At 38.2% G+C, this 13,047-nt stretch carries 7 protein-coding genes and 1 pseudogene; 7 read left to right on the forward strand and 1 reads right to left on the reverse strand.

Translation table 11 applies throughout. The features are described 5' to 3' along the window. The first annotated feature begins 258 nt into the window (after nucleotides 1–258). Nucleotides 259–6,027: a P-loop domain-containing protein gene (locus AC1RRX_RS14800; RefSeq protein ID WP_144464710.1), complete on the forward strand. Its 5,769-nt coding sequence runs from the start codon at nucleotides 259–261 to the stop codon at nucleotides 6,025–6,027. 260 nt (nucleotides 6,028–6,287) lie between these two features. On the opposite strand, the pseudogene AC1RRX_RS14805 reads toward AC1RRX_RS14800, so the two are convergent. Continuing rightward, a pseudogene (locus tag AC1RRX_RS14805) lies at nucleotides 6,288–6,545 on the reverse strand (fructose-bisphosphatase class III); the annotation flags it as partial. Nucleotides 6,546–6,692: 147 nt separating this feature from the next. Here AC1RRX_RS14805 and AC1RRX_RS14810 point away from each other — a divergent pair. From AC1RRX_RS14810 to AC1RRX_RS14835, 6 genes are all read left to right on the forward strand, one after another. Further along, nucleotides 6,693–7,709, forward strand: a complete 1,017-nt coding sequence (locus tag AC1RRX_RS14810; RefSeq protein WP_144464712.1) for an FUSC family protein — start codon at nucleotides 6,693–6,695, stop codon at nucleotides 7,707–7,709. A gap of 68 nt (nucleotides 7,710–7,777) precedes the next feature. Beyond that, nucleotides 7,778–8,794 carry an XdhC family protein gene (locus AC1RRX_RS14815; RefSeq protein WP_144464714.1) on the forward strand — a complete coding sequence of 339 codons (1,017 nt, stop codon included), beginning with the start codon at nucleotides 7,778–7,780 and terminating at the stop codon, nucleotides 8,792–8,794. After that, entirely contained in the window at nucleotides 8,791–9,411 is a 621-nt protein-coding gene (locus AC1RRX_RS14820; RefSeq protein WP_144464716.1) for an NTP transferase domain-containing protein, read from the forward strand. The genes AC1RRX_RS14815 and AC1RRX_RS14820 overlap by 4 nt, the downstream gene beginning before the upstream one ends. A 5-nt stretch (nucleotides 9,412–9,416) precedes the next feature. Beyond that, entirely contained in the window at nucleotides 9,417–11,747 is a 2,331-nt protein-coding gene (locus tag AC1RRX_RS14825) for a xanthine dehydrogenase family protein molybdopterin-binding subunit (RefSeq protein ID WP_144464718.1), read from the forward strand. Further along, complete coding sequence (locus tag AC1RRX_RS14830) at nucleotides 11,734–12,576, forward strand: FAD binding domain-containing protein (protein ID WP_144464720.1); 843 nt, start codon at nucleotides 11,734–11,736, stop codon at nucleotides 12,574–12,576. Before AC1RRX_RS14825 ends, AC1RRX_RS14830 begins: the two co-directional genes overlap by 14 nt. After that, nucleotides 12,569–13,027, forward strand: coding sequence for a (2Fe-2S)-binding protein (locus tag AC1RRX_RS14835; RefSeq protein ID WP_015418586.1), 459 nt, complete (start codon nucleotides 12,569–12,571; stop codon nucleotides 13,025–13,027). The genes AC1RRX_RS14830 and AC1RRX_RS14835 overlap by 8 nt, the downstream gene beginning before the upstream one ends. The last annotated feature ends 20 nt before the right edge of the window (nucleotides 13,028–13,047 follow it).

Here is a 13,047-nt window from a genome sequence, read left to right on the forward strand (position 1 = left end):
GAGTAATTGGATTGTAAGAAATTTAAAAATGAAGATTACGAGGATACTATGTTGCTTTAAAAAGAGTTAATTTGATAATTTTAGTCATAGAGAAGATCTTAGTAGAAAAGAATGTTTATATACGTACATTATATTATTATCAGTTACAGAAAGTAAGCTAGCATTATAAAGTTTATCACCTAATAGTATTGATAGATTTAAAAATATTATATTAAATGAAGATAGGAGTAATAAATAGACTTTAAATTGGAGGGAAATATGAGCCTTTTAGATGCACATAAAGGGTATGAATATCAAGATTTATTTTCAGCCTTTCATATTGTTAAAATGTTGCTGTCAAATGAAAATGCAGTTTTCAAAATTGATCAAAAAGAATCGTCTAATGATAAGTTTGATGACTTAACAATCATTACTAACAACTCTATTATTAAGCGACAATTTAAATACAGTGAAAGCAAAGTTTTAGAGAAAGCAGACCTATCTTCAGCGAATTACGATTTAGCCCTAGATGAACTGTTTAACTCATGGAAGGAATTACCTCAAGCCAAGACAATTGATATAAGATTATGTTTAGCGTGGGAGTATGCTGAGAATACACATGAACTGAACTTCTTAATAGAACAGGATATACAAAATTACTATCAGTCCGATGATGTTAAAGTATTGAAAATTAATCTAGAAAGTATCTGGCCATCGGGAGGCAGTCCAATTTCTTCTTGGAGACGATTAAGAAACAAAGTCTCAGAGATTGATAGAGATGAGTTTGCGCAATTTATTAATGATTTGAATATAGAAGTAAACCTCCCAAAATCAAGTATGGATCTCGCGAATCCTGGTCAATTAGAGAGCTTGCTAATAAAAAATCTTCGACTTTTTGGGGTGGGTAAGTTTCCAAATGCTGAGAAATCAGTTGTAGATGTTGCCATGCACCTAATGCACATCATTAAAGGGGCACGTGCAAGAGGAGAAGTTATAGAACTCTCAAAAGTAGTTTTTGACCTTGGTCTAATGAAGAGTTACGGTAATATTGAACAAGAATTTATAATTGACAGGGATATTAACGTACTTAATCTAACAAAGTACAATGAATTCAAAGAATTTTTATTTGTACAAAACAAAGTAAGTTTGTTAGGTGCGCCCGGCTCTGGAAAGTCGTGGTTCATTCAAAACTTTATTGAATTTCTTAAGGAGCATAATATTAATGTTGTCCAACATTATTGTTACACTGGAATAGACGATTTGTATGAGCAAGAAAGAATAACAATCAATGTCTTTCTGGCAAACTTGATAAATGACATTATAAAATCATTTCCGTACTTAGAGGCATATAAAACATCAAAATATGGCGTTGATTTTGAAGAACTACAACTTTTGATTAATCATATACAAGAAGATGTAGTTCTAATAGTAGACGGCTTAGACCACATTGGTAGAATATATAGTTTTCATAAAGAAGTAATGAAAAAAATGGATACTGAGATAGTAGAAGTGATTTCGCGTTTAGATTTCCCTGATAATGTAAAGGTAGTCATGGCTTCTCAGCCAGTTGCAGAGGTACTTGAATTATGTAAGCATGACTTTAAAGAATATACAGTGAATTCTTGGAACATTGATGAAGTGAGAGAATTTATCAAGAATAATGCAGTAATTGATGTTAGGCTTGATTATCATTGTATGCTATCAGATTTACTTTTAGTAAAAAGTTCAGGAAATCCACTATATTTAACATATTTAGTTAACGAAATATCTAAATACAGTCATGTAATGATAACACGAGAATTAGTTGAAGAATTCCCACCTTATAACAACAATTTAGAAAATTATTACTCCTTCCTAATGACTAAACTTTCTGAAAGCCAAAGAGTACCACAAATATTAGCGGGGTCTCCATTCCCACTAACAGAATCAGAACTTAAAGAAATTACTTATTTGGGTGCATATGTTACTAAGAGTTTAGAAGTGATTAGAAGCATATTATCATATAATAGTTGTTCAGGTGGTTACGTAATTTATCACGAAAGTTTTAGAAGGTATGTTTTGGATTTGTTGAAAAAAAATGAGGTTAGTGTTGAGAAAGCCATTTACTCTTACTTGATAGATTGGTTAAAAGGACGAGGTTTTTATGAGGATAGAAAGTCATATCTAAATTTACTGGTACTACTTTTTGAATCTAAAAGATATGATGAAATACTTGAATATTGCAATAAAGAATTTGTAGTAGACAGTATCTATTATGGTAACAATATTTTCTCGTTAAAAAGTAATTTCGAAATCTTAATGAAGACTGCTTGTAAGGTAAAGGATTATGGTTCTGTAATTAAATGTACAGAACTGAGTAATATGATTTATAGTCTCGAATACTCGTTTGAAGAAAACTCTCAATATTATTATTGGGGGTTAGGTCTTATAAATGGATTTGAGAATTTGAAAAAAACTTTAACCTATGAGGGGAAAAATGCATTAAGGTGTAATGAAGGACTGAGAGTCTGTTATCTATGCTCTCAAAATAATGTGATACCTGACTGGGATAAGTATATAGAATTACTTATAGAAACAAAAAAATCTGGAAGTACTGAGCGCAAAAGTCACAGCGAGCAGTTAGAAGACTATAAGTATTTTATATGTTCTTGTTTAGATAACGGTCGAAATATGGTAGATAAGTTAGAAAAAATATCTATAGTAGATGCAAATGATTACAGAAGAGTAGTCATATTAGAATATTCGAGAAGAGGATTGATAGAAGAGTTACAGGAACTTATTAGCCAAATAAAAGACCAAGAAAACTGGATTAATAGTATCAAGGAGTTTTTAGGTGAAAAAGTAGTTGATGAACAATACCTTGATGTTATGTTTGACAAGTTGAGACAATCAGATTCACACTCGGAAGACACTCTTAAGGCACTGAATTACTATTTTTATAATATTGATTGGTTGATATTGAACTATTCTGATAAGTTAGCTGAATTTATCAGTTCTATTGAAAATAAAAACTGGTATTATAACTGGCTTATTTTTGTATATAAAATAAACTCTGTAATTAGTACTGGAGAACTGATAGATCAAAAAAAATTAATAGATGCATATTCTTGGTTGACGAAGGATATGGATTGCTTTAAAGGTGAACCACGTACTTGTGACCTTTATAGATATAAATCAGTAATATACGAATCAATAAAGCAGCCACTGAAATATGTTACTAATGAATCTATATGGCATAAAGTGCTTAGAACTATAGAAGAAATGTCAAGTAAGACAATGACATCGCTAAGTGGGTCAACCGGGGGACCTTTGCCAACGTATAAATTATTCGATTTGTTTTTAGACATTGCGAATGAGTCAAATAGCGAAGTAATATCAGACATATTTAAAAATCGAAAAGAAAAAGAAGATAAGCACAGATTCTACTCCTATTTGGCAGGTTACAGTTTAAAGTTTGCAATTATACTTGCTAAGAGTGGAAAGATAGATGAAGCACAGAATGAATTCAGGAGAGGTGTTGAGTATTTACTTTCTTATTCATTTAGAAAGGATCGTACACTAAGTCGCTTGATTGATAGTGTAGAAAGTATTTGTCAGATTGACAAAGATGTTGGTTTGCAATGTATCTTAAGAATTAAATCGCTGGCTGATGCAGTTGTTCACCACACTGATGGAAGAGATACAAAAACTTATCAACGTGAATGGTTTGAAGTCTTAGCTAATGAAAATAAAGATATTGCTTTAAATCACATTAATCATGAATTAATGGACTTTGACAACTACTGGATCTTAGAGGAGAGTTTTGACTACCTATTACAAAAAATAGATAGCAAAATTGACCCAGTAATCGAAAATATACTTTTTAAAACAAGACCGAACAATACAGATTCTGATTTTACTAGGAGTTATTTAAATAATATTGAGGCCGTAGTTAGTAATGAAGAGTTATTTTTAGCAAAACAATCAATGAGTGAATTGTTAAATAGATTTCCTAATGGTGTTCCCGCTGTTATATACCATAAAATTGAAGAGTTGTGCAAGTCTTTAAATTTAGGCGAACATGTAGAAATTAAACCTGAAACTAATACGCATGAAAGTTACGGCGGCACTGCTCAAAATGATACAAGCTATGAAAAGCATGTAAGGAATATCAGTTTTGATGAAATGACAAGTGAAGAATTTTTGGAGTATATAGTTACTCATGGGGTTAAAGAAAACGAAGTTCAGGGAATTTACTATTACATGCAGTCTATTCAAGAGTTAACTGCAGAATCTAGAATGCTTATCAGCAACTTAATAAAGCATTTATATGAAGGAATGGGTGATGATAAGAACAGGGAGAGGCTGTTGAAGATTATTGATAATCTCTCAATAAATCCAAAAATTTTAGCGTACATTTATATAACGATCTTTATGAATCACAAGGATGGGTGGTATCAAAGATTAACTCAGACAGAGTACTTTGTTAAAGCGATTGAATATGATAAAGAAGTCACTGAGCAATACTTCTTTGATTATTTCTACAACAACTTCTACTCAGTTGATTACTCCTTGTCTATGGGTGATAAAATAATAAATGCGTTAACGGCAATTGAATTCGATGGAAAGCAAATAATTCAGTATTGGGAATCCCTATATGAGATAATAAACTTCAGGCTATCAGGACAATATGATTATAATTGGAGAGAAATTATTGAGTCATCAAAAGATTTTACTCCTGCAGAAAAATTGATGTCTCTACTACTTACGAGATTAAAGTATGGTGAAGCTAATAGGTATAAATGGATAATCTCTGGTATGGATAAAATGTTACAGAATCCAAAGTACCGGTTATGTTTTATCAAGCCGTTCAAGTATTATTTGGAGCAGTGCGAGAAGTTTATGGATTATTCACTAATAATACTTTTCTGGCTTGTGTTAAAGTGGTTTAAAAGAGAAGAGTTAATTCAAAGTAACCTGATAAACGACATTTTAAATATTTATCCTACAAACAATGGAGTGATAGATTATCTAATTAGAAAAATTACCGGAAAGAAGAAAAAAAGAATATACAAGAATTATACTCACACTTATAACGGCAAGGATGATAGAATAAACTACTTTGTTAAAATATTGAAAGAAGCAGATAATCGAGTTGTTATGTTAGAAGAAAGAGGAGTTGATATCGGTAATATTGTTCAGAATTATGTTAAAGAATTATTTGATGAAGTTACGAAGAAAAGGCTTCAAGACATCTTATACAACAGAACATACAGTGTCCTTGTCCCGAACGTTTATTTTTATGATATGTTAATGAAACACATGAGTAATGAGGTAGAAGCATTTATTGATCATTACACAGGCATCCCATTTTCTGATGATATGGAAGAAGAACTATATGAAATACTAATTGATGATTTGGACTATGTTATAGCAATTGGTAATTCAATTACTCCGCGTCCATCGGATATTGAACTTCCTGCTGAAATTGAGGATTCAATTACTAATGTTGAATCTGAAGAATGGATTAGGCTTGCCTACTATGAGCGTTGGTATAGTAAAAGAGAAAGGTATAAAAGTAATTACGGTGAGAATTTAAATGCTAATATTGTCATATCAGGATTAGGGTTTGCAGGTGACGAAGCTATAGTTCCTTTTTTAAGATTGACAAGTGAATACAAGATATTTGATGAAAATTATGAACGATGTTTATTTGAGAACCTATCGAAAGTTCCAGTAATAATAACTTCTGACCTGAAAATTCATGAAGATATTTTTTTAACCTTTAGACCATATGATTATCTAGGCATTCGAGGCGACATTCTAAATGCACTTGGTATAAAAACTATAGACAAAGGTAATGGAATAAGAGGTATCAATAGTACTGGAGAGGTTGTTGTTAAATACTCTAGATGGGAAGTTTGTTTTGATGATATTGACACTGGAAGTTATCGTGTACCATATTTAACAGGTGCAGAATTAAAAGTAAAAGATAGTGTATTTAAACAAATTTGCGAGTTTTATGGTATTGCTCCAAAGCGATACACTATTAAACTTATGGAAAAATAACTGTAATGCAGTTTTTCTGAAAAATGTAATGAGCCTATTCAAGATTACATAATTTGAATAGGTTTTTGTTATAAGAAGCAAATCATCTAGAAAAATTCCGATTATATCCTCATGATGTTATGCTCATGCTTATATTAAAATAAAATTGTGTAATGCCAAATTCAACATTATTTAGTAGTGTTAAATGAGATGGGAAATTTAAAAAAGAGCCCAGAGAATCACCTCTGAATCCCAAGTATTCCTCACTCCACATACCGATACTACCGCAAACTCTCCAAAATCGCAACTTCCTGCAGCAATTCCTCACCCACATTCGTTTCCATCACTTTCTACCGCTCTAACTCCTTATTCACTAATCGTTTCACAGTTAAGACATCGTTTCCGATGCGCAGCACTAAAGTGTTTATCGGCAACTAGCTTCATGCCGTAGGAGTTGTATAAGAGCATGTAGCCAGCAATACCTGTTGTGAATTAGCAGCTTTGGAGAAGCCGCCGTCGATGACGATGATTTTTACGTTCCCAATGTTTCCCCAACCCCAAAAAAGAAGCTGTCATTCAAGAATTCCCCTTTGAACAACAGCTTCTTCCGCTTTTTCCATACGACAGTATAAATCCCTTTGCGTCACGGAAACCTAGTGGAAAAGGTTTCTGAAAGGAGGGGGCGTATGATAAAAAGTGAAAAAATTCAAAACAAAACATCTTTGGTTTGGAAGATGGCGATTGCATCTGCTGTTTCTTGGGAAGCGGCAAAACTGGCGGGCTCTGATCACCCCTATTTAGCGCCTCTATCTGTTATCTTATGTTTGCAGCCAACGATAGATCAGTCGATTCGCTTTTCTTTTCATCGTATTGCGGGAACTGCGATTGGGATCATGCTAACGTCCTATCTTGTCAGTCACTTGCCAATGAATGGCTGGATGCTGGGGCTGTTCCTATTAGGCGGTACTTACATTGCGAAGTGGTTGCGAATAGATGTAACGGTTCTACATCAGGTAGCGCTCACCATTTTATTGGTCTTTACGTTTGAACGGAACTCTAAAGATTATGCATTCGACCGAATCATCGATACGGTGATCGGCGTCATCATTGCCATTCTGGTTCACATGTTCCTTTTTCCGCCGGACTACACAAAAAAGGCAGCGGACTCTTTTCAAACATTGGCTCGTCAGCTTTCCGGCACACTTTCAGACCTTTCCAAATGGGTGCAATCAGAGTGGGGACAAGGAAAAGGGAACCTTATGGAATATAAAATAAACAATCTTCTGCAGGAGCTGCATACGGCAAAAGAGAAGCTGCAAACAGCCTCTGACAGCTTAAAATTCAACCCCGTCAGAAAAAAACATAAAAACATCATTTCAAGCTATCAAATAGAGATGCAAAAGTTGAACGCCGGATTTGAGTATCTATCAAATATAGTGAAAACGTTAAAAGAATGGGAAAAAGAAGGAGCTTTATCTTCAAGTGACAAAAGGGAGCTGGGGAATGATTTACAAGTGTTAAGTGAATACTTTGCGGGTTTTAAAGGCATACAGCAGGGTGAAACAGACAATTGGAAACAGAAGGAACAGGACATGTTATTGGAATCTCTCCGTTCCGACATGCTGTCGTACGCGCCGCCCGGTCATAAGGTCTATAAAGACTCTTTTTTTTTAGAAACGAAGAAATTGCTGAAGCGTTTGTAATGTTTTCCGGAAATAAAGAATACGGATATACAGATGCAGATATGATCAGGTAAAACGGGGGACATGAAATGGATGATATACACCGGATTTTGGATGTCATCGCCAATTCTAAGAAAGCTAAGGTACTGGCTACCATCATTAAAACTGAGGGGTCCGCTTATAAGAAGGAAGGGGCCTCCATGCTGATTTTAGGGGACAAAACAAGAGTCGGAATGTTATCCGCCGGCTGTCTGGAAGAAGATCTCGTTGAACGGTCAGAACAGGTCTGGGCTGCAGGAGAGCCGTTGATTGTCCGCTTTGATATGAGCGCGGAGGACGATTTGTCCTGGGGACAGGGCATTGGCTGTAATGGTGTTTTGACGGTTTTACTTGAGCCTGTAAAAGGGGAATTGGAACGAAATCTGATGACAGTCAAGACATGCTTAGATGAAAAAAAATCTGTGACCCGAGTGAAACGATTCACTAAAACGTTAGAGCCGAAGGAAGATCTGTATATAGCTGAAGACGGCAGCGTGTTTGGAACCGGGGATGTTATGGAACAAGGCCGTATTCAAAAACTGAGACAGACGGAAAAGGGAATCAAAAGGGATGAACATACCTCTGATTTATTTTTTATCCATCAGATGGTGCCAAAACCTTGTTTATATGTCTTCGGAGCAGGGGAAGATGCGAAGCCGTTAGTTTCGTTGGCAGCTCGTGCGGGTTTTCATGTGACGGTAATTGACTGGCGCCCCGCTTTATGTCATCACGGCCATTTTCCTGAAGCCGGCCATTTGATTACGGGAGCACCGGAAGAAGTCATGGAAGGCCTGAGCATGACAAAAAGGGATTTTGTTGTCATTATGACGCACAGCTTTCAAAAAGATCAGATCATTTTACATACATTTAAAAATAAGAATGTATTTTATAAAGGCGTATTAGGCCCCAGAAGGCGTACGGAGCGGCTATTAGGCGGAGCTGAGATTCCGGAGGATATTCATTCCCCTATCGGACTTCCCATCGGGGCACAAGGGCCTGAGGAAATTGCTGTAAGTATTGTCGGCGAGATGATTCAAAAAATGCGAAAACAACGGTCTCTCTTATGAAAACAGCAGCCATTTACCTGGCAGCCGGTACAAGCAGACGCATGGGGACGGATAAGCGAAGTTTGTTTCTCAATGGCGTCTCTCTGGGAAGTATAGCTCTAAAAAATGCCTTGTTATCTGAATTAGATCATATTTTTGTTATTACGAGAAAGGGAGATTCACTGCATTGGCTTTCGGATTTTTTCTTTTTAGACCCCATATCAAGCAAGTGGAGCCAGGCAGAATGTGAGCAAGCGGGTAAAGGCCAAGGCCATTCTATACAATGCGGTGTAAAAAAAGCGGCAGAGTACGAGGCTGACGCCGTTATCATTCTCCTTGCAGATCAGCCGTTTGTCACCGCAGATATCATCAATACGTTAATTGATTCCTATCAAAAGGAGCACCGTTATTTATTTATCTCCGCTGAAAATCAATATCTTCCTATGCCCCCCATTTTATTCTCAAATCAATGTTTTCCGGTATTGCTTCAGTTAAAGGGAGATCAGGGCGCCCGGCATGTCATCCGTGAAAGTATGATCAATATGGGAAAAATGATCAGCTTTCAAGACCCTTTGCTTTTTTATGACGTCGATACAGTTGAAGATTATACGCTGCTGCTGAATAAATTCGGGGAGTGAATGAGTTGGAGTATATCGGGAAGAGTGTCATTCGAAAAGAGGCCCTTGAAAAAGTGACGGGTAAAGCGAAATATACGGATGATTTTCAAGAAACAGGCACATTACACGCAAAAATGCTGGTCAGTCCATATGCTCATGCCGATATTGTGTCTATGGACTTTTCAGAATCTTGGAAGATTCCCGGCGTGAGAGCGATATTGGGTGATGAACCTTTTCCGCTTGCAGGTGAAGAAATTAAAGACAGATCGCCGATTGCTTATAAAAGGGTCAGATACCATGGTGAGCCGGTTGCTGTTGTTGTTGCGGAAAATCCAATTACAGCTAAAAAGGCAGCGGATGCCATCAAAGTATCCTATAAACCTCTTCCCGTCGTCAATTCCCCCCGTGAGGCCTTTCAAAAGGATGCGCCGCTCGTCCATGAACATGCAGACCGCTATGAGAAGACAAAAGGTGTATTCCCGGTTCCGAAGACAAATATCGCAAACTTGGATAAGGTTAGAAAAGGAAATATTGAAGACGGGTTTAGGGAAAGTGATGTGACAGCAGAATTCCAGATTTCCTTTAACCCTTCTGATCACGCTGCGATGGAAACAAGATGCTCGATTGTTGAAATTCGGGCGGATGAGGAGATTATCATTACCACATCCTCTCAAGCTCCTTTTGCCATTAAAAAATTAATGCAGTGGTATTTTGGAATCGAACCCGGAAAGGTGATCGTCAAAACGCCTTTAGTAGGAGGAGCGTACGGGGGAAAAGCAGCCGTTCAGTTAGAGGTGATTGCCTATTTGGCATCAAAAGCGGTCGGAGGCCGGCCCGTCAAATTGTTTAATACGAGAGAAGAGGATATGATCACATCTCCCGTTCATATCGGGTTGGATGCCATTGTCAAATTAGGGGCTACAAAGGATGGAATCTTAAAGGCGGCGGACATTCAGCTTTTATTTGATGGCGGAGCGTATTCTGATAAAGGAGTGGACATCAGCCGGGCTGCGGTGGTTGATTGTACGGGTCCTTACGCGATCGATCATATACGGTGTGATTCATATTGTATGTATACGAATCATCCATATCCAAGTGCATTCAGGGGCTACAGCCATGCTGAAGTGTTATTTGCCTTTGAGCGGACGATGGATGTATTGGCGGAAAAGCTGAACATGGACCCATTAGAACTCCGCTATAAAAATGCCATTCGCCCCGGTGACACCACACCGACTCAAGTTCTTCTCAATTCAAGCACGGTCGGAAATGTGCCGAAGTGCATTGAAAGATTGAAGGAATTAATGAATTGGTCCGAGGGACAGCGAATTGAAATCGATGGCCGGAAGATACGGGCAAAGGGAATCAGCTGCATTTGGAAAACCTCAACATTTGATACAAATGCAACGTCCGGGGTGATTTTAACCTTTAATCCCGATGGAAGCATTAATTTGATGTCAGGGGTAGTGGAAATTGGAACAGGGACAAAAACAGTGTTAGCCCAAATCTTAGCGGAACGAATGAAAATGGATATAAGCAAAATTCACGTAAAAATGCTTATAGATACACAAACAACACCCGAGCATTGGAAAACCGTGGGGAGCAGAGGGACGTTAATGGCCGGAAGAGCCGTACTGAATGCGGCGGAGGAAGCCATTCGAAAGCTGAAGGATGTGGCATCATGTGTGTTGCGGGTTCCTGTCGGGGAATTGGAAGTGGCCGACGGAAAGGTTTATTTTATAGATCATCCTTCTGTACATGTTGAAATAAAAGACATTGCTTACGGATATACGTTTCCAAATGGAAATACCATTGGCGGCCAAATCATTGCGAGCGGCAATTACACATTAACCCGAATGACGAATTTAGACCGGGAAACGGGAAGAGGGAAGCCGGGACCCGAGTGGGCTGTCGGTGCTCAGGGAATTGAAGTTGAGTTGGATAAACGGGATTATACGTATCGAATTACAAAAGCCTATTCTGTTGTGGATATAGGAACAGTATTGAATGAAAAAGCTGCAAGGGGTCAAGTGATGGGGGGGATGAGTATGGGAATCGCATTCGGAGGAAGAGAAACCTTTGTATTTGATCCATATGGAAGAGTATTAAATCCTCAGCTTAGAACATACCGCCCCCTTCATTATGGAGAGCAGCCTGAATATATCATTGAATTTGTTGAAACCCCGCATGTGATTGCGCCTTATGGAGCGCGCGGCGGCGGGGAACACGGACTGTTGGGGATGCCGGCAGCATTGGGAAATTGCCTTTCCGCCGCTTTAGGTGTCCAATTGAATCAACTTCCTCTCATTCCCGAACGATTATGGAGAACGCAAGAGGGGTGGAAAGATGATACCGTTTGATTTCGACTATTTTAAACCGAAGACCATTCAAGAAACAACCCGCCTGTTTCACTCGCTTGCGGCCGAAAAGAAAACACCAATGTATTATTCCGGCGGCACGGAAATTATCACGTTAGGAAGGCTGAATATCATCTATACGGATGCGGTGATAGATATGAACGCGCTTCCGGGATTTCAAACCATCCGCTTTTATGAAAATGATCTGGTGATCGGAGCGGGCGTGTCATTAACGAAACTGGAGGAAGAAAATCCATTTCCGCTATTAAGTAAAACAGTCAGTGAAATAGCCGATCGGACGACTCGAAATAAGATCAGCCTGGGCGGAAACATTTGCGGGGGCATCTATTACCGTGAGGCCGTGCTGCCGTTGTTAATTTCCGATAGTTTGATAGGGATTGCAGGGAGAGCGGGGATTCATTACCGTCCCATAAATAAAGTATTTAACAAGGAAATACAATTGCAAAAAGGTGATTTTTTATTTCATGTCGTTGTCGATCGAGCGTACGTTGACCTGCCATTTGTCAGTATCAAAAGAAGACAGCAGTGGAATGTCGGGTATCCATTGGTGACGGTCTGTGCGCTGAAAAAAGATGATGAGATCAGAATGGCCTTCAGCGGCGTATGTCCATTTCCGTTTCGTTCTGCTGAAATGGAGGCTGTGCTTAACGATAAAAGCCGATCAGCAGAAGAAAGAGTAAGCAGGTCTTTACAGTATGTACCCAAACCCGTTCTTGATGACGCAGAAGGCTCAAGTGAATACCGAATGTTTGTCTTGCAAAATACAATTTTAGATGCCCTACGGGAATTAGAAGGAGGTCCAAATGTCTGATCCTATTACGTTGAAAGTAAATGGCGAGGAAAGACAGATTACGGTCAGGCCGGCTGATACTTTGTTATTTGCTCTTCGTCTTCGTCTCGGATTAACTGGTGCAAAGCCGGGCTGCTTAAATGGGGATTGCGGCGCCTGTACGGTATTAACGGACGGGGTGCCGATGAAATCTTGCTTAATGCTTGCGGCAGAAGGGGAAGGAAAGGACATTACGACAATTGAAGGACTGATCAATACGCCGATTCAAAAGGCTTTTATTGAAAAATTCGCGTTTCAATGCGGTTATTGCACACCGGGTTTTCTCATGAATTGTCATGCTTTAGTGAATACTGAGCCGAATGCAAGTGATGACACGATAAAAAATTGGCTGGAGTCCAATATTTGCAGATGTACGGGTTATAGGGAGATTGAAGAAGCGGTTAAATCGGTTTTACATACAGGGAAACCGTAAAAAAAGAGCCCAGAGAATCA

The sequence above is a fragment of the Bacillus sp. GW821-FHT11D08 genome, from assembly GCF_058808515.1.